Genomic DNA, 25,483 nt, shown 5'->3' on the forward strand with positions numbered 1-25,483 from the left:
GACGAACGCCCTGAGCCGGCGAGTTAGCGGAAGTCGACCCAGCAGGCACCGTTGTCGGCAGAACGCACGCAGTTTTCCACCCAGCGGACGCCGAACGCCCCGGCGCGGGCGTCCGGGTACCAGAAGTCGGCCAGCAGCGCCTCGTCGCGACGGTCGGCGGCATCCATGGCGATGGCGAAGCGGCGATAGAGATTCGACCATGCCTCAAACAGTCCCTCGGGATGGCCGCCGCCGATGCGATCATCCTGACGCGCCAGCGGATCGAGATAGTCCATACCGCGCTCGAGGATGCGCACGGGGTCGCCCTGGATTTCGTAGCGTAGCTGGTTGGGCTGTTCATCCCACCATTCGAGACTGGCTTTTTCACCGATGATTCGCACCTTTTGCCCGTGCATCGAACCGCAGTTGACGGCGGAGCTCCACAGTGAGCCGATGGCCCCATTGTCATACTCCATCAGTACATGGGCGTTATCTTCCAGCGGCGCGCGGCTTTTGACGAAGCTTTGTCTGGCGCACATCAGCCGGGTGATCTTCAGCTGCGGGGCCATGGTTTCGACCAGAAACAGCGGATGGGTGGCCAGGTCGCCCAGCACATAGCTGGGGCCGACGAAGCGGGGATCGACCCGCCAGCGGGTACTGGCGTTTTCCTGTTCCACCGGCTGGGCGTGAAAACCGTGGGCAAACTGCATATTAACGATACGGATATCGCCCAGCAGCCCGTCGGCGATCATCTGCCGGGCCTGCAGGATCAGCTGGTGGCCGGCATAGCCGTAGGTCACCCCGATGATCTTGCGCCGCCGCTGGCTGAGCGCCACCAGCTCGTCAGCTTCCTCGCTGCTGAAGCACAGCGGCTTTTCGCACACCACGTGCAGCCCGGCCTCCAGCGCGGCCCGGCAGATGGCATAGTGGGTGTTATTTGGCGTGGCAACTGACACCGCCTGAATGCCGTCAGGCCGGGCAGCCTCGCCGCGGAACAGGCTTTGATAGTCGGCGTAACAGCGGTCGGGATCCACCCCCAGCCGTTGGCCGAACTGGCGTCCGCGCTCGGCATCAATATCAAAGGCGCCGGCCAGCAGCGTGAAGGTGTTATCGCGCAGCGCTGCAGAACGGTGAATATAGCCGATCTGGCTGCCGTCGCCGCCGCCGACCATGCCCCAGCGCAGGGTGCGGTCGAGAGGTTTTAAACCGTTAATCATGTCGTGCCTCCTGTCAGAATCCGACGTCGCGCAGATAGCGCAGACTTTCCGTGACCGCCTGCAGGCTGCCTGCGGCATGGCGCGGGTCGCGCTCTTGTTCAAGGGTTATCCAGCCCTGATACCCCCGGCGGGCAAGAAAGTCTTTGATAGCCGGATAGTCAATGGCGCCGCTGCCGAGCGGGCACATCACCCCTTCGGCGCAGGCAGTGAAGAAGTCGATACCTTCATGGATAGCGCGCTGATAAACCTGCGGGTCGACATCCTTGAAGTGCAGATAGTCCAGGCGGTGGTAATAGCGATCCAGCCAGTCGAGCGGATCCATCCCGGCGTAATAGAGATGTCCGGTGTCCAGACACAACCCGGCGACGTGGTGCGGGATATCGTTGGCCAGCCGCTCGATCTCATCCGCGAATTCAATGCTGCCCCCGGCGTGCGGATGGATAACCGCCCGCACACCGTACTCCTGCCAGGCGAGGGTGCTAAGGGCGATAATGTGCTCCATCATGCGCTGCCAGTCTTTGTCATTGAGGCGCGGAGCCAGCGCGCCGCGCCCGGCAAAGCGCGCCCGTTCGGGGTTGCCGAAGTCGATAATCACCAGATAGGGCGGCTGGAAAGGGCGGCCCGGGATCGGTTCGGCAGCGGCTACCTGCGACAGATTGCGGCAGATTTGATGGGTCAGCGCCACCAGGGTGGGGAAATGGGCCTCGCTCACCAGATCGTCAAAGATCGTGCCGGCGACCAGCGACAGCTGATGCTGCTCCAGCGCCGCGCGCAGGCTGGCCGGATCGGTGGGGAGATAACCCCAGGGGCCGAGCTCAATGCTGCGATAGCCAGCCTGCGCCGCCTCCTTAAGTACGGTAGCCCAGGCAGGGAGGTTAGGGTTTTTCGGGTCATCGACGCCCCAGCTGCAGGGGGCGTTAGCGATAGGATGTATCATGTCGGCTTCCTTTTTCATACAAGGGATGCCGCTGAGTATTGAATAAAGATTTCATTGTCAACAATGATGGAATTTTGATTTTATGATAATCGTCATGATTTTAATTGATGGATATTTTGATAATTTTTTATCAAGTCGAGAGGTGGCGCGGTCCGCCCGATAACCATCTCCGCTGGAGACGGAGCCGGAAATTTACATATTTTCTTTGGTGATGATATCGAAAGGCTGAGGGAGTGAAATCACCTCGCTATGGGGGCGTGAAGCGGCGTCCGCCATGGCGCGCAGCGTAACGGCGGCAAACTCATCCAGCCGGTGGTTAAGCATGATGTCGATGGTGCCATCGATCAGGGCCAGTTCACTGTCGCTGAGCGGACCGTGGCAGACCAGAGCGATCTCCTGCTGACGGCCGCTGTCGCGCAGCGCGTCGACGATCCCTTCGACGCCGCCGCAGGGGGCGTAGATCGCCTGCAGGGCCGGGTACTGAGTCAGCATCTGTTCCGTCACGGTCCTGGCGATATCCGCCCGTTCATGACTGCGAACCGGCTCAAGGATCTGTTGCCCCTTGCCCTGTTCTCGCAGGCAGGAGCGAAAGCTGATCTCACAGCTTTCCTGGCAGGTAAAACGATTATCGCCAATGATAATGCCAATTTCGCCATTCCCCCGGCATAAGCGCTCGATAAACCAGGCGGCTGTGCGCCCGGCTTTATGATTATCGAGGCCGATATACCCGCTGCGCTGGGGGACCGATAGATCGGAAAGCAGGGTGAACACGCGCACGCCGCGGGCGGCGGCCCGGGCCACCGCGTGGCGAATCAGCGGGTGATCCAGTGCCACCAGGCCGAGCACCTCCACTTCATCGCTGAGTCGGTGAATGGCCTGAGCCATCGCTTCCACCGCATCGATGGCAAAATGCAGTATCACCGGCGCCTGGCCCGCCGGTAGCCATGGGGCAGCCTCGCGCGTCAGCGCCCGGGCCAACGGCAGGTAGAAGGAGTGGCTCTCCTGCAGCAGGATAAAGCCCATTCTGATCGTGACCGGCGCTTTGCCGGCAGCCAGGCGATAGTGGGGCTGCTCGAGGGTAAAACCCAGCCGGCGGGCGGCCTCCAGCACGCGCCGCGCCGTGGACTCTTTCACCGCCGCGCGCTTATTGAGCACCCGGTCGACGGTGGCTACGCCGACGCGCGCTTCACGCGCAATGTCGGCAAGGGTGATTTTAGTGGCGATTTTGTTCAAGGTAATTGTCGCTATGAATGAGCGTAATGATAGAAACTATCACGGTTAGCCTGGGCAGAAAAGCGACTCTCTGCCCGCCCTGGCCTATGCCGCTGCGCCTGCCGGGTAACCCCTGTTGGCGATGCACACTCTGTGATCAAAAGCGACTACCCGTTCTGGCATTGCTGCTATGCTGTTGAAATAAAATTATTATTAAAGGCAGCATCGCTTCTGTTGGTTAAACTGCGCGCAAAGTCACCCTCAGAGGGCTTTACTGGGCGCATAACCGACTATACTTGGCGCGCTCGCGCGTAATTGCGGTTTCTCGGTGTCTATTTTGCTTTCACTTTAAACCAGCGTTGGGGCTGCACAGCGTTAAGTGCCGTTCCGCGCCGGCAGTGGGTCGGTTTGGGGCCTGTATGTTATTAAAAGAGCTGGCTGTTTTTGAGGTCTTAAGCACCCCGATATGGGTAGTTCATCCTTTTAACGAAAGGGTGGTCTATGCCAATCAGGCTTCCCGGACATTGAGCGGCGAGATGTCGCTCAATGAGATGCGTAACGGTATTTATTCCACCTGTCCGGAAACGCAACTGCAGCACTACCTTCGCTATCTCGACACCATGAGCGAGATATTCGAAGTCTGGACGTTACCCACCGCCAATGGGTTGCAGTCGGTGTATTGCAAAACCACCCTGATTGATACCGAAGACTGTGGTTGCTTGCTGCTGTTTGAAGCCGTGAAGCTGCTGGCGCAAAACCAGTCGATTCATACCGGCTCCCGCCGCTACCAGCGGCGTAACAATGGCTTTTTCGCTCGCTTTTTTATGACCAATACCGCGCCGATGCTGTTGATCGACCCTCATAAAGATGGCCGGATTGTCGATGCCAATATTGCCGCGCTACGTTTTTATCATTATTCCGATGAGGAAATGCGCACCAAACATACCTGGCAAATAAATACCCTGGGCCGGGACGTCATCCCCATTATGAATAATATTGCCAATCTGCCTGGCGGTCATAAACCGCTTAATTTTACGCATATTCTGGCTGACGGCTCGCTACGTCATGTCCAAACTTATGCCGGGCCGGTGGTGCTGTATAATATTCGACTGATGCTATGCATCATTCACGATATCACCGAAGAAGTGCATCTGAAAAAAGAGCTGGAATTTTCCGCCGCCCACGATCCGTTAACCGGCTTGCTTAATCGCCGGGAGTTTCACCGTCTGGTTGAGGCGCCAACTTTTATCCCCCGGGGTTATTGTCTGCTGTTAATCGATATCGATCATTTCAAGAGCATTAATGATATTCACGGCCATCAAAAAGGCGATGAGGTCCTGCTGGTGCTCTCTCGTATTCTGGAAACGTCGGTCGACCGCGAAGATAAAATTTATCGCTGGGGTGGAGAAGAGTTTCTGCTTTTTTTGCCCCATTCGCCGATCGGCCGCGCGCTGATACTGGCGGAGGGGATCCGCCAGGCGGTTAGCGAATACCAGACGCTGTCGGTGACCGTCAGCATCGGCGTGGCTGAACATCATGACGGCGAAACGGTTGAACAACTGTTTTCCCGCGTCGATAAAGCGCTGTATGCGGCAAAAAATGACGGGCGTAATCGGGTCTCGCGCATGCCTTTTGACAGCTCTGAGCGACGGCGCAGTAGAGATGGCGCCGCCTGAATAAGCCCCCGCCTGTAGTGGGTTAGCCTGCGTTAAGGTGGCAAACAAGGTATGGTGCGTTTTCTCGTTCTTTTCAGGAAGTGGGACTGGCTGAGGGGTCAATCCTGACACCACACCCGCTCGCCGTTCACCCACGTCTCGCTGATATTGCGTTCATCACCCAGGGTCATCAGCACGAACAGCTGCTCATAAATGTCATGGCAGCGGCCTATGCGCAGGCGCTGCAGCGGGGTGACCGCCGGGTCAATCACCACAAAATCCGCCTCTTTGCCCGGCTGGAAATTGCCAATTTTCTCCTCCAGCCGCAGGGCGCGCGCCCCGCCGAGGGTGGCGTGATAGAAGGCCTCGCTGGCGCGCAGGCGATAGCTCTGCAGTTGTCCTACCTTGTAGGCCTCGCCCAGCGTCCGCAGCATGCTGAAGGTGGTCCCGGCTCCGACGTCGCTGCCGATGCCCATCCGCACCTGGTGCTGCCAGCAGGCGGGCAGGCGGAACAGCCCGCTGCCGAGAAACAGATTCGACGTCGGGCAGAAGGCGACTGCGGACCCGGTGTCATGCAGGCACTGCCACTCGGCATCATCGAGATGGATCCCGTGAGCGAAGACGCTGCGTTCGCCGGTGAGCTGATAGTGATGATAGACATCCAGATAGCGCGCATGCTCAGGCCACAGCTGTTTAACCCAAGCGATCTCCTCCCGGTTTTCACTGAGATGCGTCTGCAGCCAGGTGTCGGGAAACTCGGCCCGCAGGCGCTGCACCGCCTCCAGCAACCCCGGGGTCGAGGTGGGGGCAAAGCGCGGGGTGATGGCATAGCCCAGCCTGCCGCGCTGATGCCAGCGGCGGATCAACGCCCGGGTCTGCTCGTAGCTCTCCCCGGCGGTTTCGCACAGGTAGTCGGGCACATGGCGATCCATCATCACTTTCCCGGCGATCAGGCGCATATTGAGGCGCAGCGCTTCGCTGAATAACGCCTCCACCGATGCCGGATGCAGGGTACAAAACACCAGCGCGGTGGTGGTACCATGGCTTATCAGCTGATTTACAAAAAACTGCGCTATCTCCTGGGCATACTCCGCATCGGCAAACTGGCTCTCCACCGGGAAGGTGTAGGTGGTGAGCCACTCCAGCAGCTGTTCGCCAAAGGCGCCGATCATCTCGGTCTGCGGATAGTGAACGTGGGCATCAACGAACCCCGGCAGCAGCAGCTTACCCCTCAGATCGACATAGCCCTTCAGGGGATGCAGCAAGGTTTCCCCCTCATGCCATGGCAGCAGGGCGATAATTTTCCCCTCCTGCAGGAACAACAGGCCATCATCGAGATAGCGGGCCTGGGCGGCCACCTCATCCGGGGTCTCTGCCACGCCGGCGATATCAAAAAATGCACCGCGCACCGCGGTCTGGTAATCCATCATCGAACCTGCCTTCTCTTAACGCTCTGGGAATAGTGATAAACGGCAAGATTGGTGCCAGTTTGCAGTCTGCCGCGGCCAGACGCCGCGGCAGAAGGGGAGGGTTACTCTTTTTGCGCCACCGCGCCGGAGCGGAAGGCGGCTTTCGCCTGCACTTCGCGCTCGTCGCGAGCCAGCCAGCGGTAGGTGGTGGCGCCGAGGAAGACGCCGATAAACCAGCTGAAGTTCGCCACTTCATGCAGGGCCGGAATAAAGCTGATAATCAGCCCCAGGCCCACCGACGGCAGCAGGGCGGCAATCGCTTTCGGGTTAAAGCCGTTGCGGTACCAATATTTACCCTTCGGCGTATCGTCAAACAGATCGTCCACTGACACCCGGCCGCGTTTGATCAGGTAGAAGTCGGCGATCAGGATGCCAAACAGCGGGCCAATAAAGGCGCCCAGCACGTCGAGGGTATAGTGGATCAGCTCCGGGGAGTTAAACAGGTTCCACGGCGTCAGGAGTATCGAGCCCACCGCGGCAATCATCCCGCCGGTACGGAAGCTGATTTTCTGCGGGGCGCAGTTGGAAAAATCGAAGGCCGGCGAGACGAAGTTAGCCACGATATTAATGCCGATGGTGGCGGTGATCATGGTCAGCAGGCCGATGGCCACCGCCAGATCGTTACCCACGCGGCTGACGGTTTCGATCGGGTCGGTGATCATTTTGCCAAACAGCGACTGGGTGCCGGAGACAATCACCACGGTCACCACCGAGAATAGCAGAAAGTTAAACGGCAGTCCCCAGCGGTTACCGCGGCGGATCTCGCCCATGCTTTTGCCGTAGCGGGAAAAGTCACCGAAGTTAAGCAGCGGCCCGGAGAAGTAGGAGACCACCAGCGCCGTGGCGGTGATCATCTGCCAGGTCTGCTCGCCGGCGCTCAGGGGTTTGCTGGCGAGGGTAAAGGAGATACCGTCCAGACCAGTCTTGTATACAATCCAGCCGGCCAGCGCCAGCATCACCACATAAACCGCCGGACCGGCGATATCGATAAAGCGTTTGATGGCGTTCATGCCATGCCAGAACACCATCGCCTGCAGCAGCCACATAGTGGCGAAGCACAGCCAGCCGAGGGGCGACAGCCCGAGAAAGCTGCTGCTGGTCAGCGAGGCAAGGGAGGGCCAGAACTTGAGCAGGACCAGCATCAGGGCATTCGCCGCCAGATAGGTCTGAATGCCGTACCAGGCAAAGGCGATCAGCCCGCGGATCACCGCCGGGATATTGGCGCCGAAAACGCCAAACGCCTGACGACAAATCACCGCGTAAGGCACCCCGGCCATCTGGCTCGGCTTCGCCACCAGGTTGGCGCACAGCTGGACAATACAGATGCCCACCAGCAGGCAGAGCAGAACCTGCCAGCTGGCCAGCCCAAGCGTAAAGAAGCTCGCCGCCACTACGTAGCCGCCCATGCTGTGCACGTCCGACATCCAGAATGAAAAGATATTGTACCAGCTCCAGTTCTGGTCGCGGGTCGGCGCCAGATCGTCATTACATAGCCGCGGACTGTAGCCGGCGGCCGCCTTGTGAGTCTTCGTCTGCTGCGTGTGGGATGAATGTGGCATGAAACCTGCTCCTCTGAATGAAAACCCTTTGATATGGATTGCTGAGGCTATTGCAGGATCCAGGCCAGAATGATGAATCTTGTATACAAAAATTAAATTTTATGTATACGATCTGCTATCGATAAGTGAAACCGGAGTGGGTTAATGAATAATGAACATCGTCTCCAGGCCGCGCCAGCGCTGCAGGACAAGGACGAAAGCATTTACCAGGCGCTGATGACGGCTATCGTCGAACATCAGCTGCCGCCGGGCAGCAAACTGCCGGAAGAGGCGCTGGCGGAGGTGTTCGCCGTGAGCCGCACCGGCATCAGAAAGGTGCTGCAACGACTCGCCGCTGTGCAACTGGTCACGTTGACGCCCAAACGTGGTGCACACGTCACCAGCCCGAGCGTGGAAGAGTCCCAGGCGATCTTTCGCACCCGGGCGCTGCTCGAGGTCGCCAATCTCCCCGATGTGATCGCGCGCTGTCAGCCGCCGCATCTGGCGGCGCTGGAGAACATTATTCAGCGTGAACAGCAGGCCCATGCGGCGCACGACGGCCCGGCGGCGATCCGCCACTCCGCTGACTTTCATATTCAGCTGCAGGCTATCTCCGGCAACCCGGTGCTCACCGAGATGGTGACCCGCCTCAGCCAGCGCTCCTCTTTAGTGATTGCCGCCTGGGGCGCCCCCTGGCGACAGGGCTGCCGTTGCGACGATCACCAGCAGCTGGTCGGTTTGCTGCGGGATAAAGCCCTGCAGCCGCTCAGCGAGGCGCTGATGCACCATTTTGATCATATTGTCGCCAGCCTGTGCTTCGAGCGCGATGGCGTCAGCCTGCCCGATTTTTCCCGGCTGTTCGCCGGCCACAAGGAGTCGTGATGTCTTCCGTTCGTATACAAGTGATTAACCCCAACACCAGCCTGGCGATGACTGAAACGATAGGCGCCGCTGCGCGTGCGGTCGCTGCACCGGGCACCGAGATCCTTGCGGTCTGTCCCCGCGCCGGGGTGCCGTCAATTGAGGGCCACTTTGACGAAGCCATCGCGGCGGTCGGCGTGCTGGAGCAGATCAGGGCCGGACGCGAGCAGGGGGTGGATGGGCATGTGATCGCCTGCTTCGGCGACCCGGGGCTGCTGGCGGCGCGGGAGCTGGCCCAGGGGCCGGTGATCGGTATCGCGGAGGCGGCAATGCATATGGCGACGATGGTCGCCACCCGTTTCTCCATTGTGACCACGCTGCCGCGCACGCTGATCATCGCCCGTCATTTGCTGCACCAGTACGGATTTCATCAACACTGCGCGGCGCTGCACGCCATTGACTTGCCGGTGCTGGCGCTGGAAGACGGCAGTGGCCTGGCGCAGGAGAAAGTGCGTGAGCGCTGCATTCGCGCTCTGAAAGAGGATGGCAGCGGGGCGATTGTTCTTGGCTGCGGCGGGATGGCGACCCTGGCGCAGGAGCTGACCCGCGAGCTGCGGGTGCCGGTGATCGATGGCGTCAGCGCGGCGGTGAAGATGGTGGAGTCGCTGGTCGCGCTGGGCCTGGCGACCAGCAAGCATGGGGACTTAGCGTTCCCGGAGAAAAAAGCGTTAAGCGGACAGTTTCAGTCGTTAAATCCATTTTAAAAGGGGCAGGAGATGGGAGAGAACCAGGAACACTATCCTCGCGATCTGCGAGGTTATGCAGGGGAGCCGCCGCACGCGCGCTGGCCGGGCGGGGCGCGGATCGCGGTGCAGTTTGTCCTCAACTATGAGGAAGGCGCGGAGAATCACGTCCTGCATGGCGATGCGGGTTCGGAACAGTTCCTGTCCGATATTATCGGCGCCGCCAGCTACCCGGCGCGCCATATGTCGATGGATTCACTCTATGAGTACGGCAGCCGGGCAGGGTTCTGGCGCATCCATCGCGAGTTCAGCCAGCGCGGGCTGCCGTTGACGGTCTTCGGCGTGGCGATGGCGCTGGCGCGGCATCCGGAGATTGTGGCGGCGATCAAGGCCGCGGATTACGATGTGGTCAGCCACGGCTGGCGCTGGATCCACTATCAGCACATGGATATTGCCGAGGAGCGCGAGCATCTGCGCAAAGCGGTGCAGGTGCTGACCGACCTGTTCGGCAAACCGCCCACCGGCTGGTATACCGGCCGCGACAGCCCTAACACCCGCCAGCTGGTGGTGGAGCACGGCGGCTTTGACTACGACAGCGATTATTACGGCGATGATTTACCTTTCTGGAGCGAAGTGACCTGCAGCGACGGCAGCCAGCGGCCGCACCTGATCGTGCCTTATACCCTCGACGCCAACGACATGCGCTTCGCCACCGCCCAGGGATTCAACACCGCGGAGCAGTTTTATACCTATCTGAAAGACAGCTTTGACGTGCTGTACGCCGAGGGTGAAACCGCGCCGAAGATGATGTCCGTGGGAATGCACTGCCGGCTGCTGGGGCGCCCGGGCCGTTTCCGCGCGCTGCAGCGTTTCCTTGACTATATCCAGCAGCACGACAAGGTGTGGGTCTGCACCCGGCAGCAGATTGCCGACCACTGGCGCGAAACCCATCCGTATCGCGGGTAGCTTGTTGCCCCTGAACCTGGCCCTCTCTCCAGGGAGAGGGCTCCGCCCGGCCGCGTCTGTTACACCGGTTTACCAGAATGTAATTTGATTATTGAATAAGCATGGCGAGGAGTACCAGGCACAGCAGCAGCACATAGATGCGCGCATACCATACATCAGGTACCGCAGGGATTGCCCGGCGGCTAAACACTATCCCGGCCCAGCCGGTCAGGACGAGCAGGCCTAAAATTTTCAGGCTGATAAACCCCAAAAATCCGCTCAGCGGAATACTGTGCCAGCCAATGACGGCATAGGTCACAGCCCCGCATAGCGCCACGGGCAAAGAAAGCGGGTTGGATGCGCTAACGCACTCCTGCATTGCATACCCGTGTCGCCGTAGCAGGGGCACAGTCATGACGCTGCCGCCCACGCCCAGCAATGCGGCGATCGTACCGATAATCACACCGCCGCCGGTGACCACTGGCAGGGACAGGCGACGCCGAGCGCTGCCCGTGAAAAAACCCTTGCGCAACAAACAATCGCTGATGGTTGCCAGCATATAGAGAATAAACAGCGCGCGAACAATATTCTCGCTCAATATCCCCGCCAGACAGGAGCCCACCACCGCCCCAATGGCAATAAACCATAACAACGGAAACAGCGTCTGCGCGGTAAGCCTGCCCGCCCGCCAGTTTCGATAGCTGACCCAGCCGGCGTTAAATATCATCACCGCCGTTGAGGTAGCCACCGCGACATGCATGGCGTTGCCCGCAATCGCCGGCTGCCGGAGCATCAGTTGATAGACAAAGGGCACCACCACAAAGCCGCCGCCGAAGCCGAACAGCACCGTGGTAATGCCGGTAGTAAAGCCTGCCAGCGCAATAATAACGATCTCATTCAAGAGAGTATCCCCGACCTGAAAATGAGCGAGCAGCTTATACCGGTCGCGTACTGCTTCCCATTTGCGTAGCGCTCAATTACCTTTGTAAATCGGTCAGAGGGAGGCAGGTGTGCGCAACGTAAAAATTGACGAGGTCGATCGACTCGATCGTGATGTGGTGGCGTTAGGTAATGACTATGCGCAGGGATTTATCCTGCCCCCGCACCAGCATCGTCGCGCACAGCTGCTGTATGGCGCGACCGGACTGATGTATGTCACTACGCAGGACGGAGAATGGGTGGTTCCTCCGCAACACGCTGTCTGGATCCCCCCTGAAACCGTGCATGCCGTCAGATTTGCAGGGGTGACCACGCGTAGCTTGTATATTGAGCCAGATTGTGTGGCCGCTTTGATTAAATACCGTCGTTGCGAAGTGATCAGCGTCTCGCCGCTGTTGCGCCAGCTACTGCTTGAGGCTGTGGATTTACCACCGTTGTACGACAGCCCACGCGATCGCACGCTGATACAGTTGATGTTGCTGGAACTGGCCGCCATGCCGGTCCGCGAATTTGACATTCCGTTGCCGCAGCATCCGGCGCTGCTGGCGCTTTGTCAGGCTTTTTTGCTTAACCCCTCTATCCATGATCCTGCGGCGCGCTGGGCCAGGGCGCTGTTTATGAGTCCTAGTACCTTTCGCCGCCATTTCCTGAAGCAGTTGGGCCTGTCGTTTTCCGCCTGGCGACAGCGAGCCTGCGTGGTGAGCGCCCTGGCATGGTTGATAGCAGGCAAACCGGTGAACGAAGTGGCATTATCCCTTGGATACGACAATGCGTCCTCTTTCGCCACCATGTTCCGCCGCGTGACCGGGCAGCCGCCGTCGTTTTATCACCCAGCCTGATGCGTCGGGGAAGGGGACTCCGGCAGCATGTGTCGGAAATGAATGTCGCTTTTATGGCGTTGCTATGCGTTTACGCGGTCATAAGACAGAAAATCCAGGAAGGCCTGGCTTCGTCTTCAGGTACCCCTACATTTAGTGGTGGCTACATCCAGGCGGTTTATCTATTCTGCCTGTAACCGTGAGAAGACCGGAGTCTCTCTTTGTGAACCATCTTATCGTTGAAAAAATCATCATCATCATTCTTCTCGTCCTGTGGGGATTCGATACCTTCAGAACCAGGAAAAGAAAACGCTATGATCCCGCGATTGAAGCCGCTGATGCCAGCGAACGTTATCAATGGCGCTATCTGAGATGGGGGTTTCGAATCATACAGGTGGTAGCGGGAGTGTATATCGTCGTGCAGCTGATTCAGGTTTTACTGAGATAGAGGCATGGGCAGAGTTGCTTTTCGCGTCGACAAGGGGAAGCGTTCGCTCTGTGCCAGAGCAGACGTTAACGTCGATAACTACGTCACTTCTGAAGCTGAACATAACCATTATCAGCTACGCTTGTTCCTGTTTTTCGTCGAGAGCTGAGAACTTGCCTGCATATCAAAGGAGGGTTTTTAGATGATAACATTTCAAATAACGGCTTATGTGACCCTGCAATGATGCAAGTGATACTGGTTCGACACGCGGAAACAGAATGGAATGTAAAAAATATTATTCAGGGACACAGTGATAGCGCATTGACGCTTCGTGGGGAGCGTCAAACATCAGCTTTATTGGCAGCGTTTGCAGAGAGTGATTACCGGGTAGAATGTGTTTACGCGTCTCCACTTGGCCGGGCCTGGCAAATGGGACAGCGCCTGGCTGAGCGTCTTTATTGTTCACTGATAGCTGAACCGGCTCTGAAAGAACAGGCTTTTGGTCAGTTTGAAGGCATGACAACCGTAGCGCTGCTGCAAAATAATCCGGACGCCGCAGAAGCATTATTCACCCTGGATGCAGAGTATTGTCCGCCAGGGGGTGAGTCTCTCTCAGATGCTTCGCAGCGAATGATACATTTTTTATCCAGTCTGGAAAAAAAACATCATCATCGAACAATATGTATTGTGTCTCACGGGCAGGTCATTCAGGGCGTGCTTGCGACATTAAAAAGTGGATCTGTGGATGATTTTCACCGCTATGCACAACCCAATGCGAGTTACGCCGTTTTCGAGCTGATTAATGGAAGCTGTACCGTTCTAAGCTGGGGGATCGCGACACATTTACGTCACCTGGATTAGCCGTTACCTTGCTGTCATTCAAATCGATGATGATTGAAGTACAACGTCCGCTTCTTGCCCGCATCGAACGGAGGTTACATAGCGGAAATATGTTTTCGGACTCTACCAGGATGCCTTTCATCGAAACGTTTATGACTTTCCTTCTCGCACTGACGCTTCTGGAGATTTCTCCTGGGCCAGACATGATGCTGACTATCGCCACCAGGAGCGGACGTTCAGATGACTGGGGATCCCCGGTTATATCCTCCCGTTTTTTGACGTCAGAAATTCATAGTTTTATGCCCAGGTTTTGATATTTCAGAGGAACTGGTAACAAAAGCATGTTGAGGTAGAACTTTTTTAAGTAAAAACATATTGGTGTCAGGATCTGGATCTGCGCAATAATCATTCACAACGATAAGGCGGTAATCCAGATCAAAAGCTTGTCCGACTGTGGAAAGCACCACACGACTGGTAGTTACACCCGTAAGAATCAGGTTTTCGATGCCTTGAGCACGAAGGATCATCTCAAGTTCAGTAAACGAGAAAGCTCCGACTCTGCGTTTGACGATGACGACTTCATTTTCTGCTGGAGCAACATCAGGATGAATAGCCGTGCTCTCGTTATCAGCCATAAAAACTCCATTCTCCTTAATCGAAGCGAAGATAGTGTTGTTTTTGCTGACCTCTGGATACCCTTGCGGAATCCGACGCTGACATAAATGACCGGTACGCCTGCTGTGCGCGTAGCGGCAATCAGCGGAAAGCCGCCTCCGCCTTCTTGAGGCAATCAATTCAAGCAGACGTAGCCTGAGGGCGAGGGGTATTGCGATATCCTAATATAAGTCGCCAGTTTTGATGACAGAACGACAAAAATCCGCTTTTCGCTCACAGCGGATCTTCACCTGCGTTAGCTCGTCCGCTCCTCCCTTAAAGCTGCCCTTTACGGCAGACTAGTGCCAGGAGCGGATGTTGCATGCCCACAGGAGCGCGATGGAAATGTAGCAGTACAACTTATCCCTATCGTCAAAAAATGGCACTAACTGAAAGATGTCAATCTGCTTCCTCATATATATCTACATTCCCCCCTATTCATTAATAAAGGATGGATGAAGATGCTGAGAGGTAAAAGAGCTGTAATTACCGGTGGTGGCACGGGATTTGGTCAGGCGCTGAGCGTATGGTTAGCGCGAGAAGGCGTCGAGGTGGATTTTTGCGCGAGGCGCGCTGATGACATTCAAAAAACTTGCAGTATCATTACGGCTGAAGGCGGAATGGCGAAAGGGCATCTTTGTGATTTAACCCTACCTGAATCCCTTTCTCAGTTTTCTTCACAGTTGTTAACTTTAGACAAGCCCATAGACATTTTAATCCTCAATGCTGCTCAGTGGCTTTCAGGAACGTTAGACGATCAATCAGACACAGAAATCATAAATACTATCAGTTCAGGCCTGACAGGTTCTATTCTGCTGACTCAGGCATTGCTACCCGGGTTAAGACGTTCAGAAAGTGCGGATATCGTCTCAATTATATCTTCATGTGGGATTCCTAATTTTACAGATTCAATTGCGCACCCCGCTTTTTTTGCCAGTAAACACGGGCTTAGCGGGTTTACAACTAAACTTTCGTACCAGTTGTCTAAAGAAAATATACGTGTGACTGGGTTGTATCCCCCGGATTTCGAGCTGACAGGGTTAGAGGCGTTTGTCGATAGCCAGCCCAAAATGGGGGAACGTCTGATGAATGGGCGTTCAGTCTGGGAAACAATTCGCTTTGTGCTGACTCAACCCCGTAATTGCCATATCAGGAGCATCTACTTTGAAGGCCCAACTCGCGAAAAACTGGCAGTCAGAAGCTGAGTCTGCGACGTTTAACAGTGTAGCCAACGTCCGCTGATCGCTCATATCAGACCTTCAACTCAGATAGCTTGTCCGCTCTGTGCCAGGAGCGGACATTAAAATCAAAACCGATGGCAAGCTCACCGAGCATAACATTATGCTTGCGCTGCTTTGTAACGTGCTTCCAGCTTATGCAGAAAGTCAAAAAGCACTTGGTTCATTTCACTGTAATCGTGCGCCCGGAGGGCTTCAGGCGTGTCAACGAAACGATTTTCTGCTGCACGGCTCAGGTCTTTCTCAGAATGAGCGATCAGCCGTTCTACAACGTCCAATGTGAGCTCCATGTGGCACTGGAAACCAAAGACGCGGTCTGAATAGGCAACGATCTGCCGCGGACAGCCTTCGCTGTAAGCAATAATTTTAGCCTCCGGCGTCAAACCTGGCATGTCGTTATGCCAGTGACCCACTGCCAGTGTTTTCCCAAAGTGAGAGAACATCTCATCCTTACTGCCGTCTTCGGTCAATGTGATCGGGAATTTACCAATCTCTTTTTCCGGGCTATGAGAGAACGGCGCGCCCAGCGCTTCACCAATGAGCTGTGAACCCAGGCAGATACCGATCACCGCCTTACCGGTTTTAACCGCGGAAGCAATCAGCGCCTGTTCCGCTTTAGCATTAAAGTGCGGGCACGCTTCAAGCGTGGTGTCAGGATCTTGCGGACCGCCCATAACGATAAGAAAATCGATGCCTACGGCGTCATCAGGTAGCCGATCGCCTGCATAGACGCGTGAGTAAGTTACATCATGACCCTGGTTTATTGCCCAGGTTTCATATGCGCCCGGGGCTTCAAAACTTTCATGTACGATAAAGTGTACACGCATGAGGTTAAGCTCCTGTAATATCTTTGATGATCAGGATGATAAGTCACGCACCCATTGCCTAAGGCTCTACTCCGGGTGGTTCCAGTTTCGATATGATAATGGCAGGGGCTAAATCTGAAATGCCAGGTAGTATAGATAAAGCGCCAAGACATGATGAAGCCACAGGCTGGTCCAGTACTGCGATAAGCTATCAACGCGGCGAGGCAGATCCTCCCCATCATCATGTTGAGGGGCAGCTACTCTTCGCCACCAGAGGGGTTATGCTGGTGCAAACAGAGAGCGACCGTTGGGTGATCCCTCCTCAACGGGCATTATGGCTACCGCCTCTGCATATCCATAGTTATCATCTGCTTTCACAAACCGATCTCAGGGCGATCTATTTCAGCAGTAGCCTTATCGCAGAATGTACGAGCTTTACGAAGAGTCAACAGGTGCATGTGATCACGGCTACGCCCTTAGTCAAAGAGCTTATCGCTGGGCTGTTCAGTGAGGACTACGCCAGACCGAGTCAACGGAAGATAGCGTTGTTGCTTCTGGAAATTCTCAGCGAGGCTCCACCTTTAACGATGGCGCTTCCCATGCCGAATGATGAGCGATTATTCAGCGCGGCCAGATCGCTACTGGTCAATCAGCGCTGGGAAGCATCGCTGAGCGAGCTGGCTTTTATGTCGGCCATGTCGGAACGGACCTTTTCCCGATTGTTTATGAAGGATACAGGCTTTAGTTTAAGAACATGGAAGCAGAGAGCCAGAATTTGCGCTTCGTTGGATCTTCTCGCGAACGGTGTTCCAATCAAACAGGTCGCTTACCAGCTTGGTTTCTCATGCCCGGCGGCCTTTACCGCTGCTTTTCGCTGCATTTTGGGGGCAACGCCACGCGATTATGTGCCTTAAACCGGGAAACCCTCAAAGCGGTCTTTGAGACTGTCATGGGCATATTACCAGACGCAGAAACCCTGCGAGGGCAGGGATATCCCGCCTTTGCTGTTGAGAAAGGTAGTTTAATTTGCACCCGACACACTCTCATTGATTAAAGCACGGAGTGGAGATTACTGCGGTCCACAGTTCTGACAAACCGTGAAAGAGAAGGCTTGCATGAAGAAAAAAGGTGTCGCGATGTGTGATGAAATTACCTTATGACAGACCTTGCGGTGATTTACGGCACCGGGTGGTGGATTCCGGACGCTGTGAGCCGACTCATTGCTACGAAGCCTGATTCTGCTGTACCTCAGGCCATATGATAGCCTGCGCAACAATCACATCCTGCCCATTAATGCGTCCAGGGGAGTACTCCCGGGCCCTGGACATCTCCTGTGTGCCAAAAGCGGAAGTAGGCTGAAGATAAATTAGCATTGCTGTTAGTCGTGGGTTCTGCAGATGGGTAGAAATTGATAACTTAGGATGCAAGTTCGTCCCGCTCTTTCTGCAGTTTTCATCGAGGGGATATTCTCCGGAATAATTGTACCCATATACAAAGATAGTTCCGAATCGGAATGAGTTAATAATCGGTACAGCAGGCGTTGCGCTCGGGCCGACAATGATCGACCACGAAAAGCAGGAAGTATTACTTTGTCAGTAATACGATATCCTCTCAGAAAAGCGAGGTTTCCTTTCTGGCATATTAGCAACCCGGCGCGAACATCGTTTTCATAGATAATATATACTTCTCTCTCAGAAATATGGTCACACAACTCTTCGTCATCAACTGCTACCAAATTGCTTGCAGACAGTTCGCGAACTGTCTGCCATGTATGCTTATAGGCATCGCCCAGGGCCTGACAACACCAGTCAAAATCTTCGTATGTCGCCACTTGCAAAGAAAGAGATTTATCATTGAATTCAGGGGGTTCAGAAAAAGAAGTGGCATATATATACTGGTCGGGAATACCCTGCGGGAAGGACTGGCCTGGCACAAGAATGCGGACATACTGAGCTCTGAGTTGTGACCATTCCTTACTAATGAGTTCTAATGCAGTATGATTTAGGTCAGAATCCATACCTACAATATCAATAAAAGGTTTGTTAATATTTCCGCCCTGATAACGGGGGCCAGTAAGAAATTGCTTTCCATCAATTTTGAGTTTTCGTTGTAAAAAATATTCCTGACATAATCCAGTTTCTCTCCAGGGAAATCGCGCCGAGAAACTTCTGTCTGTACACCTCGATTCCTGCTCTGACAACCATTGTTTTAACCATGAACGTAGAGTAACTTCAGGCACAGGTAGCCTGGCATATTGAGAGAGCATGTAAGATAGCATAAAAAATATTTTGCCCTTGGATGTAAAAATGTTTTTTTAAACAAATCAGAATAGTTCTACTCTCATTTTATTACCAATTATAGCTGGCACGTCCGCTCCTTGCTCAATGCGGACCTTTAGCTCGATAGCTTGTCCGCTCCGCGCCAGAAGCGAACATTGTTATGAGTGGTCAGTGATAAAACGTCAGCCCGTTGACCTTGACTTACAGCACCTCAACCACTTCAAATTCTTCTGCGATCAACTCCATATCTTCAGAAAAATGACCTTCAGAGCTGAAAAATCTCTGATGCTCTTTCTTCCAGTATTCAAGGCTTAAATCGCCTTCACCTTCTTTGCGGGCGAACGCTTCAGTGACATCACAAAAACGAACCAGCTGCATCGAAATCAGTCTGATCACGCAAACTGGAACATTCTGACCATCAAGAATAATGTTATAACTCCCGACTCTCGGGGCAAATTCTTCCTGCTGGTAAGAGGCATAAGATCCGCAAGAGGCCGTTTTTATCCCTTTTTTGATCAGGTCAGCAAGCTCGTTAGCCAGTTCCGGACTGTCACCCATTTGCCAGGCATCTGCGCCGGGATATTTCTTTTTTATTTCCTCAACCTCAACCATGAAAATTCCTTCGTTATCGTCAATGAAAAGAAAAGCTATCCCTTTTTTAACATGAGCGGTCCCAACATAATAGGCGATATCATTATTTAGATAGTGTGGTCCGTTCTTCGCTCAAAACTGACCTTGATCGATAACTTCGGCTGGCTGGACAATGCGTCGATTCCATTCTCGATGAGCCGAATCGGCGCCATTGTCTCCCTGGGTATTGCGCTGTACTTGATTTACTCCTGCAGCAGGGCAAAAGCCGCAACGGTGGAAATCCCCCGTCGGCCAGTACCGCGGGGGAGCTGACGATTATTGCCAGCGTTTCAGCAGCAGGCTGGCGTTAACGCCGCCAAAGCCAAAACCGTTCGACAGCGCATAACGCATCTTCTGCGGGCGGGCCTGCAGCGCCACCAGGTTCATGCCTGCCGCGTCTTCATCGGGGTGATGCAGGTTCAGCGTCGGCGGCACCACCTGGTCACGCAGGGCCTGAATGGTGAAGATGGCCTCGATCCCGCCGGCCGCGCCTAACAGATGGCCGGTGGCGGATTTCGTCGAGGTAATGGCGACCGGATGCGCGCCAAACAGCGTTTTAATCGCCGCCAGTTCACCTTTATCACCGACCTGCGTCGAGGTGGCGTGGGCATTGATATGGTCAATCTCGTCGACGGTCACCCCGGCCTGGCGAATTGCGGTCTCCATGGCCCGACGTGCGCCGTTCCCGTCTTCCGGGCCCGCGGTCAGGTGATAAGCATCTGCGCTGGTGCCGTAGCCGACCAGCTCGGCCAGCGGCGTGGCGCCGCGCGCCAGCGCGTGCTCCAGCGACTCGATCACGATAAGCCCGGCGCCTTCTCCCATCACAAAACCATCGCGGTCACGGTCAAAGGGGCGGGAAGCGCTTTCCGGCTGGTCGCTGTAGGCGCTGGACAGCGCCCTTGCCGCGGCAAACCCGGCCAGGCTAACGCGATGAATTGCCGCTTCCGCGCCGCCGCAGAGGGCAATATCCGCCTCGCCGCTGCGGATCATCCGCGCTGCATCGCCGATGGCCTGGGCACCCGCTGCGCAGGCGGTGACCGGCGCGCCGATGGGGCCCCGGAAGCCGTGGGCGATAGACACATGCCCGGCGGCCAGGTTGGCCAGAAAAGAGGGGATAGTGAACGGCGAGAGACGACGCGGCCCGCGTTCATCGGTGGTATGTACCGCATTGGCGATCTCGCTGAACCCGCCGATCCCGGTGGCGATCACCGTGGCAGTGCGTTCCTGTTCGGCCTCGGATGCTGGCGACCAACCGGCCTGGGCCAGCGCTTCGCGGGCGGCGACCAGCGCAAACTCAATAAAGCGATCCATCTTTTTGCGCTCTTTCGCCGGGATGGTCGCCAGCGGGTCGAAGCCGTGCAGCGGATCGCTGTCAATGGACGGCACCTGGCCGGCCACTTTGCAGGGAATATCCGCGACCAGCTGCTCGCTGAGTCGGGTGATCCCTGACTTTCCTGCCAGCAGCGACTGCCAGACGTGCTGTACGCCGCAGCCCAGCGGGCTGACAATCCCCATCCCGGTGACGACAATGCGTTTAACGGAAACGCCCATAGTTAACTCTCCTGTAGTATCAGTGTGCCGGCGGCTTTTTCATCAAGGGAACCAGCAGCGCGGCAAGTAAAAAACCCATCATGATGAGGTAGAACTCATCGGAAAAGGCCTGGGTTCGCGCCTCCCGCAGCGCCAGCGCGGCATCCGGTGAGATCCCCGCGTGGCGAAGTTTGCCGCGCTGCGCTGAACAAAATCCTGGCGTTATTCAGATGGCCGCCAGGACGAGGACGCTTTTCTTACTGGCCGGATTCATTGCTGGCATCTCTGTAAGGTTCAGGCTGGAATTTTTGCCCGCTATCGCCTTCGCGTTTGCGCAGCAGATATTCATGACGATATTTCATCAGCGGCGAGGCGGCGGGGCCCGGCACCATGGCGTATTTACCCGGGATAATCTCTTCCCCAGTCGCTTTATCCACCATGACTGGCTCCACGTGGCGCTGGGTTGCCATTTCCACCAGCTGCATCTGACGCCCTTCGGGGGCGAAGTGGCGATTACCCCATTCCGCCAGCGCCAGCAGCACCATGCGGAAATCGCGGCCGCGCGGCGTGAGGTGGTATTCGTAGCGCGGCGGGGTGCTGCTGTAGCACACCTTCTCCAGCAGGCCGTCGTCGACCAGCGCCTTCAGGCGGCGCGACAGAATATTGGGCGCGACGTTGCTGCTTTTCTGAAATTCGTCGAAGCGGGTAAAGCCCGCAAAGGCGTCGCGCAGGATCATGATGCTCCAGCTGTCGCCGATGCGGCCCAGGCTGCGGGCGATGGGGCAGGGAGCGCGGCAAAGCGGTTCATTTTTCATGGGAGGTCCAGGTAGCAGGTGGCTTTTGCCAGCAAATTGACATAGTCACTATCAAAATGCAAGTTACTCTTCATGGTACCCGGAGAAGAAGCTGCTGCCGTTTCGCTACGCCGTTTCACCTTTGAATGCCGAAAACTGGACAGTCGCCGCCGCCTTATATCTGCTTGACCGTAATAAGAGATAAATATCGCTGATGGCAGATGAAACATTTTAATAATGATAAAAATCGATGTGCTGGGTAATGACCTTTATTGGGGGATACGATATAAGGTATGGCGACACTCAAATTAACATTCTCATAACTTATAAAGGTTAAATAAATGAAGCAGGTGGGTATTGTTGGTTGGCGAGGGATGGTGGGCTCTGTATTACTGCAAAGAATGATCGAAGAAAATGATTTTGACGGTATTTCAGCGCATTTTTTTAGCACCTCCAGTGCGGGCGGCGTGGGCCCGGTTATTAATGGTAAAAGCGACAAACTGAAAGATGCGAATTCCCTTAGCGCCCTCGCCGAAATGGATATCATCATCACCTGTCAGGGCGGGGATTATACCAAAGCCATCTATCCGGCGTTAATTAACCATGGCTGGCAAGGTTACTGGATTGACGCCGCTTCGGCGCTGCGGATGGATGAGAACGCCTGCATTATTCTCGACCCGGTCAACCGCGATAATATCGATCGCGCGGTAAAGCGGGATTGAAACTGTTTGTCGGCGGCAACTGCTCCATCACACTGAGCCTGATGGGGCTGGCCGGGCTGATCAAGGCTGACCTGATTGAATGGATGAGCGTGATGACCTACCAGTCTGCCTCCGGGGCGGGCGCCAAACAGGTGCGGGAATTAATCGCACAAAGCGCTTATATCAGTCAGCATTTATCCGCTGATGAACTGACATCATCAGGTTCCGTGCTGCCATTGGTAAATAAAGTGAGTGAGTTGATTAACAGCGCGGGCATGCCGGTGGAGAATTTTGGCGTCCCCCTCATGGGCAGCATCATTCCGTGGATCGACAGCGATCTGGGCGATGGAAACAGCCGCGAAGAATGGAAGGGCGAGGCGGAAACTAATAAAATTCTTGGCCTTGCGCCGGGTACCATCCCGGTCAATGGTTTATGCATTCGGGTCGGGGTGATCCGCTGTCACAGCGCGGCGATTACGCTGAAACTTAAACGTGAGGTCAGCGAAGCAGAATTTGCTGGGTTAGTCACCCATTCCCATCCGTGGGTAAACTATGTCCGCAATAATAAGCAAGAGAGTGTCAGTAAATTGACCCCGGCTGCTATTAGTGGTTCGCTGCAGGTAGGTATTGGCCGCTACAAGAAAATGTCGCTAAATAATGACCCAGTCTACTCGGTGTTAACGGTTGGCGATCAGCTATTGTGGGGCGCTGCGGAGCCCCTGCGCCGCATGTTAAATATCCTGCTGGGCAAAATATAGTTACGGTCATCCGGGGAAAGCCCTCGCGCGCAGGCGGTTAAGACAAATGTTTAACGAAGCGTTTGCGAACCTCCTTGTAGCCGTTATTTTCATAAAATTGATGCGCTCTGATTCTTTTTTCACTACTTGAAAGCTCGATCTGAGCGCATTGTTTATCACGGGCGAGGCGCTCTGCGGCCTGGAGAAGCTGCTGGCCTATCCCTGATCCACGTGACGATTCCTCGATGACCAGCGCGGAAATTAATGCCCATAAACGGTTCTCATGTACCGGTAAAATAAAATTGATAACGATTACGCCACACACGGCGTTTTCTGTTTCCGCCACCAGCGCACTCATCATGCTCTGCGGGGCAGTGATGCGTTGCGCTAAGATCGCCGTCTCCGTCTGATAGCCCAGCTGCAGAAATAGCGTTTGCAGCGAGGGGATATCTTTTGCTTCCGCAGCTCTGATGAACACCATGATATTCGACTCCAAATAGCATGTTACCGGACCGGAAGCGGGCCGGTGGATACCTTAGTCTCCGGTCCGCTCCCGTATACTCTACTCAGTCCATCAGACTGACCTGGGCGGCGACAATCCGCCAGCCGTAGGGGAAGCGTACCCAGGTCTGCTGCTGGCGGCCCAGGCGCGCGCTGCCTTCGCGGGTGAACTCGGTGCTGCACACCGCCATATCCGCGCCAAAGGTGGTAATGGTGGTATGGCGCAGATCGCGGGCCAGACCGGCGGCGGGGCGGGCGGCGCGAAAGGCGCGGATCGCCTCGATGCCATACAGATTTTCGCCGGCTCCCAGCCGTACGGTGCGCGGGTCGTGCCAGAATAGCGCATCCAGCGCCTCGATGTTATTGCTGACCAGCGCCTCTTCATACTGATAAAACGCCGCCGTCACCTCGGCGAGGATCGCCGGGCGGTCTACATTATCCAGATTGATCATGCTGCACTCTCCGCCACTCGGGCATCGGTAATGCCCATCGCTTCCAGCGCCCGCGCGGCGCGAAGACAGGCTTGTTCGTTAAACGGCGCGGCAATCAGCTGCAGGCCAATCGGCTTACCGCTGGCGGTACGCAGGGGCACGGTCACCACCGGCAGCCCGAGGAAGGAGATCGGCTGGGTCAGCATTCCCATGCTGGCGCGCACCGGCAGCGGCTGGCCGTTAATCACCATCTCCTCCGCGCCTATTGGCGTGGCGCTGCATGGGGTGGCCGGGGCGATCAGCACGTCGGCCTGGCTGAACAGGGATTTCATTGCCTGGCGAGCATGACGGCGAAAACGCTGAGCCTGCAGATACCACGCGGAGGGGATCATCGCGCCGGCCAGCAGCCGCTCGCGGGAGTGAGGTTCAAAGCGCTCGGGCGAGTGGTGAAGATCCGCCAGGTACTGATTGCCGCCTTCGCTGGCGCTGATGATAAAGGCCGCCGAGCGGGCCAGGGCGGCATCCGCGAACTGCAGCTCGCTGTCGGCGCTCAGCGCGTGGGCGACCCGATCCACGGCCGCCCGGGCGTCGTCATCGCACCAGGTGGTGAAATAGCCGCCCAGCCGCGCGCAGCGCAGCCCCTCCAGTCCGCGCTCCAGCAGGTTGCCGGTGCGCTCGCTGGCTTTATCAGCCTGAAAGTCATCGGCCGGGTCGCGCCCCTGCAGGGCGTCATACACCGCGGCGAGGTCGGCCACCCGGCGGGCAAAAGGACCAATATGATCCAGACTGGCGACAAACGGATGGCTGCCAGAGCGCGAGAGGCGACCGAAAGTGGGTTTCAGGCCAAAGATCCCGCACAGTGACGCGGGGACGCGGATCGAGCCGTTGGTGTCGCTGCCGAGGCTGAAATGAACCAGCCCGGCCGCCACCGCCGCGGCCGAACCGCCGGAAGAACCGCCGGCGATCCGCGACAGATCGTGCGGGTTGCGCGTCGCGCCATAGTGGCTGTTTTCGGTGGTAAAGCCGTAGGCGTAGGCGTCCATATTGAGCATCCCGCTGAGCAGGGCGCCGGCGCTGTGCAGCTGGCGCACCGCCCAGCTGTCGCTGGTCGCTGGCGGCCGGTCGCTCAGCAGTTCGGCGCCGGCGAGGGTGGTATGCCCGGCGACATCAAACAGATTTTTCACTGCGTAAGGAATCCCTGCCAGCGGCGGCAGGGGGCGCTTTTCCCGGCGCAGGGCGTCGATGCTGTCGGCCTCCGCCAGCATGCGCTGGGCGGTGACCTCGGTCCAGGCGTTGATCTGCGGATTCACGCGGGCGATATCGTCCAGCGTCTGGCGGGCGATCTCCCGGGCGCTCAGTTCGCCCTCGTGCAGCGCACGCTGGAGATCGGCGATAGTGAAGTGATGAAGAGTCATGCTTTATACACCCCCGCAATCTCCTCGCGCGGCCCGAGGGGATAGTCCATCAGCGGCTGCGCCATGGCGGCGATGCGTGCAAACTGGCGCTCCAGCTCTTCACGACGCGGCGCATCCAGCTCCATATCCAACAGGTGAGTCATCTGCGTCAGATACTCGCTCCAGTCTGGCTGTGTGGTCATGGTCT

General features: G+C 56.4%; 25 protein-coding genes and 6 pseudogenes. 13 read left to right on the plus strand and 18 right to left on the minus strand.

Going from position 1 to position 25,483, the window contains the following annotated elements:
* Positions 1-23: 23 nt before the first annotated feature.
* The 3 genes from RRF55_RS03295 to RRF55_RS03305 all read right to left on the minus strand — a co-directional run bounded on the left by RRF55_RS03295 (position 24) and on the right by RRF55_RS03305 (position 3,366).
* Positions 24-1,196, minus strand: coding sequence for a Gfo/Idh/MocA family protein (locus RRF55_RS03295; RefSeq protein ID WP_064153339.1), 1,173 nt, complete (start codon positions 1,194-1,196; stop codon positions 24-26).
* Between the two features lie 13 nt (positions 1,197-1,209).
* Positions 1,210-2,133, minus strand: coding sequence for a TIM barrel protein (locus RRF55_RS03300; protein ID WP_040153575.1), 924 nt, complete (start codon positions 2,131-2,133; stop codon positions 1,210-1,212).
* 192 nt (positions 2,134-2,325) lie between these two features.
* Positions 2,326-3,366: a LacI family DNA-binding transcriptional regulator gene (locus RRF55_RS03305; protein ID WP_016531860.1), complete on the minus strand. Its 1,041-nt coding sequence runs from the start codon at positions 3,364-3,366 to the stop codon at positions 2,326-2,328.
* 398 nt (positions 3,367-3,764) lie between these two features.
* On the opposite strand from RRF55_RS03305, the gene RRF55_RS03310 reads away from it, so the two are divergent.
* Positions 3,765-5,021, plus strand: coding sequence for a sensor domain-containing diguanylate cyclase (locus tag RRF55_RS03310; RefSeq protein ID WP_014343088.1), 1,257 nt, complete (start codon positions 3,765-3,767; stop codon positions 5,019-5,021).
* A 98-nt stretch (positions 5,022-5,119) separates the two neighbouring features.
* Here RRF55_RS03310 and guaD read toward each other — a convergent pair whose 3' ends face one another.
* Positions 5,120-6,430 carry a guanine deaminase gene (gene guaD / locus RRF55_RS03315; protein ID WP_032414967.1) on the minus strand — a complete coding sequence of 437 codons (1,311 nt, stop codon included), beginning with the start codon at positions 6,428-6,430 and terminating at the stop codon, positions 5,120-5,122.
* A 101-nt stretch (positions 6,431-6,531) separates the two neighbouring features.
* Positions 6,532-8,028: an NCS1 family nucleobase:cation symporter-1 gene (locus tag RRF55_RS03320; protein ID WP_032414966.1), complete on the minus strand. Its 1,497-nt coding sequence runs from the start codon at positions 8,026-8,028 to the stop codon at positions 6,532-6,534.
* A 144-nt stretch (positions 8,029-8,172) separates the two neighbouring features.
* Here RRF55_RS03320 and RRF55_RS03325 point away from each other — a divergent pair, with 144 nt between their 5' ends.
* The 3 genes and pseudogenes from RRF55_RS03325 (at position 8,173) to puuE (ending at position 10,577) form a co-directional block, all read left to right on the plus strand.
* Positions 8,173-8,889, plus strand: coding sequence for a GntR family transcriptional regulator (locus RRF55_RS03325; protein ID WP_004179987.1), 717 nt, complete (start codon positions 8,173-8,175; stop codon positions 8,887-8,889).
* A pseudogene (hpxA, locus tag RRF55_RS03330) lies at positions 8,889-9,760 on the plus strand (allantoin racemase). The gene RRF55_RS03325 and the pseudogene hpxA overlap by 1 nt, the downstream one beginning before the upstream one ends.
* Entirely contained in the window at positions 9,645-10,577 is a 933-nt protein-coding gene (gene puuE / locus RRF55_RS03335) for an allantoinase PuuE (protein WP_004224949.1), read from the plus strand. Before hpxA ends, puuE begins: the two are co-directional and overlap by 116 nt.
* An 88-nt stretch (positions 10,578-10,665) precedes the next feature.
* On the opposite strand, the gene RRF55_RS03340 is transcribed toward puuE, so the two are convergent.
* The gene (locus tag RRF55_RS03340; RefSeq protein ID WP_021314009.1) at positions 10,666-11,457 is read right to left on the minus strand and encodes a sulfite exporter TauE/SafE family protein; all 792 of its coding nucleotides are present in this window, start codon (positions 11,455-11,457) and stop codon (positions 10,666-10,668) included.
* 109 nt (positions 11,458-11,566) lie between these two features.
* Between RRF55_RS03340 and RRF55_RS03345 the strand changes: the two genes are divergently transcribed.
* The 5 genes and pseudogenes from RRF55_RS03345 to RRF55_RS03365 form a co-directional block, all read left to right on the plus strand.
* A complete protein-coding gene (locus tag RRF55_RS03345) occupies positions 11,567-12,334 on the plus strand; it encodes an AraC family transcriptional regulator (RefSeq protein WP_004891800.1) in 768 nt (255 codons plus the stop codon).
* Between the two features lie 202 nt (positions 12,335-12,536).
* Positions 12,537-12,761 (plus strand): hypothetical protein, encoded by a 225-nt coding sequence (locus tag RRF55_RS03350; RefSeq protein WP_020802866.1) that lies wholly within the window; start codon positions 12,537-12,539, stop codon positions 12,759-12,761.
* Positions 12,762-12,765: 4 nt separating this feature from the next.
* A complete protein-coding gene (locus RRF55_RS03355; protein WP_032416208.1) occupies positions 12,766-12,909 on the plus strand; it encodes a hypothetical protein in 144 nt (47 codons plus the stop codon).
* Positions 12,910-12,980: 71 nt separating this feature from the next.
* Positions 12,981-13,601, plus strand: a complete 621-nt coding sequence (locus RRF55_RS03360; RefSeq protein WP_074188176.1) for a histidine phosphatase family protein — start codon at positions 12,981-12,983, stop codon at positions 13,599-13,601.
* Between the two features lie 110 nt (positions 13,602-13,711).
* Positions 13,712-13,816: pseudogene (locus RRF55_RS03365) on the plus strand (LysE family translocator); the annotation flags it as partial.
* 45 nt (positions 13,817-13,861) lie between these two features.
* On the opposite strand, the pseudogene RRF55_RS03370 reads toward RRF55_RS03365, so the two are convergent.
* Positions 13,862-14,370, minus strand: a pseudogene (locus RRF55_RS03370) (isochorismatase family cysteine hydrolase).
* 325 nt (positions 14,371-14,695) lie between these two features.
* On the opposite strand from RRF55_RS03370, the gene RRF55_RS03375 reads away from it, so the two are divergent.
* Positions 14,696-15,439 (plus strand): SDR family oxidoreductase, encoded by a 744-nt coding sequence (locus RRF55_RS03375; protein ID WP_019705128.1) that lies wholly within the window; start codon positions 14,696-14,698, stop codon positions 15,437-15,439.
* A 134-nt stretch (positions 15,440-15,573) separates the two neighbouring features.
* Here RRF55_RS03375 and RRF55_RS03380 read toward each other — a convergent pair whose 3' ends face one another.
* A complete protein-coding gene (locus RRF55_RS03380) occupies positions 15,574-16,299 on the minus strand; it encodes a type 1 glutamine amidotransferase (RefSeq protein ID WP_064277329.1) in 726 nt (241 codons plus the stop codon).
* Between the two features lie 119 nt (positions 16,300-16,418).
* On the opposite strand from RRF55_RS03380, the gene RRF55_RS03385 reads away from it, so the two are divergent.
* Positions 16,419-17,192, plus strand: a complete 774-nt coding sequence (locus tag RRF55_RS03385; protein ID WP_023313215.1) for an AraC family transcriptional regulator — start codon at positions 16,419-16,421, stop codon at positions 17,190-17,192.
* Positions 17,193-17,656: 464 nt separating this feature from the next.
* Here RRF55_RS03385 and RRF55_RS03390 read toward each other — a convergent pair whose 3' ends face one another.
* Together RRF55_RS03390 and RRF55_RS03395 are read right to left on the minus strand one after the other, a co-directional pair.
* Positions 17,657-18,556, minus strand: coding sequence for a hypothetical protein (locus RRF55_RS03390; protein WP_074188178.1), 900 nt, complete (start codon positions 18,554-18,556; stop codon positions 17,657-17,659).
* 202 nt (positions 18,557-18,758) lie between these two features.
* Positions 18,759-19,115, minus strand: a complete 357-nt coding sequence (locus tag RRF55_RS03395) for an ASCH domain-containing protein (RefSeq protein WP_074187136.1) — start codon at positions 19,113-19,115, stop codon at positions 18,759-18,761.
* Between the two features lie 177 nt (positions 19,116-19,292).
* Here RRF55_RS03395 and RRF55_RS03400 point away from each other — a divergent pair.
* A pseudogene (locus tag RRF55_RS03400) lies at positions 19,293-19,460 on the plus strand (DMT family transporter); the annotation flags it as partial.
* Between the two features lie 3 nt (positions 19,461-19,463).
* Here the strand turns inward: RRF55_RS03400 and fabF are convergent.
* From fabF to RRF55_RS03420, 4 genes and pseudogenes are all read right to left on the minus strand, one after another.
* A complete protein-coding gene (fabF, locus tag RRF55_RS03405; protein ID WP_004179968.1) occupies positions 19,464-20,738 on the minus strand; it encodes a beta-ketoacyl-ACP synthase II in 1,275 nt (424 codons plus the stop codon).
* Positions 20,739-20,757: 19 nt separating this feature from the next.
* Positions 20,758-20,933, minus strand: a pseudogene (locus tag RRF55_RS03410) (DHA2 family efflux MFS transporter permease subunit); the annotation flags it as partial.
* Positions 20,934-20,974: 41 nt separating this feature from the next.
* Positions 20,975-21,532, minus strand: coding sequence for a winged helix-turn-helix transcriptional regulator (locus RRF55_RS03415; RefSeq protein WP_048331856.1), 558 nt, complete (start codon positions 21,530-21,532; stop codon positions 20,975-20,977).
* On the minus strand, positions 21,529-21,651 hold the full coding sequence (locus RRF55_RS03420) for a hypothetical protein (RefSeq protein WP_032414960.1): 123 nt from the start codon (positions 21,649-21,651) through the stop codon (positions 21,529-21,531). Before RRF55_RS03420 ends, RRF55_RS03415 begins: the two co-directional genes overlap by 4 nt.
* Before the next feature lie 201 nt (positions 21,652-21,852).
* Between RRF55_RS03420 and asd the strand changes: the two are divergent.
* Positions 21,853-22,970 (plus strand): annotated as a pseudogene (gene asd, locus RRF55_RS03425) (aspartate-semialdehyde dehydrogenase).
* A gap of 37 nt (positions 22,971-23,007) precedes the next feature.
* Here asd and RRF55_RS03430 read toward each other — a convergent pair.
* The 4 genes from RRF55_RS03430 to hpxX all read right to left on the minus strand — a co-directional run bounded on the left by RRF55_RS03430 (position 23,008) and on the right by hpxX (position 25,478).
* Positions 23,008-23,430 (minus strand): GNAT family N-acetyltransferase, encoded by a 423-nt coding sequence (locus RRF55_RS03430; RefSeq protein ID WP_004176111.1) that lies wholly within the window; start codon positions 23,428-23,430, stop codon positions 23,008-23,010.
* A gap of 85 nt (positions 23,431-23,515) precedes the next feature.
* A complete protein-coding gene (gene hpxZ, locus RRF55_RS03435) occupies positions 23,516-23,902 on the minus strand; it encodes an oxalurate catabolism protein HpxZ (RefSeq protein ID WP_002905421.1) in 387 nt (128 codons plus the stop codon).
* On the minus strand, positions 23,899-25,296 hold the full coding sequence (locus RRF55_RS03440; RefSeq protein ID WP_032414957.1) for an AtzE family amidohydrolase: 1,398 nt from the start codon (positions 25,294-25,296) through the stop codon (positions 23,899-23,901). Before RRF55_RS03440 ends, hpxZ begins: the two co-directional genes overlap by 4 nt.
* Complete coding sequence (gene hpxX / locus RRF55_RS03445) at positions 25,293-25,478, minus strand: oxalurate catabolism protein HpxX (RefSeq protein ID WP_004179955.1); 186 nt, start codon at positions 25,476-25,478, stop codon at positions 25,293-25,295. Before hpxX ends, RRF55_RS03440 begins: the two co-directional genes overlap by 4 nt.
* Positions 25,479-25,483: the final 5 nt, after the last annotated feature.

Source organism: Klebsiella sp. K47 (genome assembly GCF_051858335.1).
Lineage (GTDB): Bacteria > Pseudomonadota > Gammaproteobacteria > Enterobacterales > Enterobacteriaceae > Klebsiella > Klebsiella pneumoniae.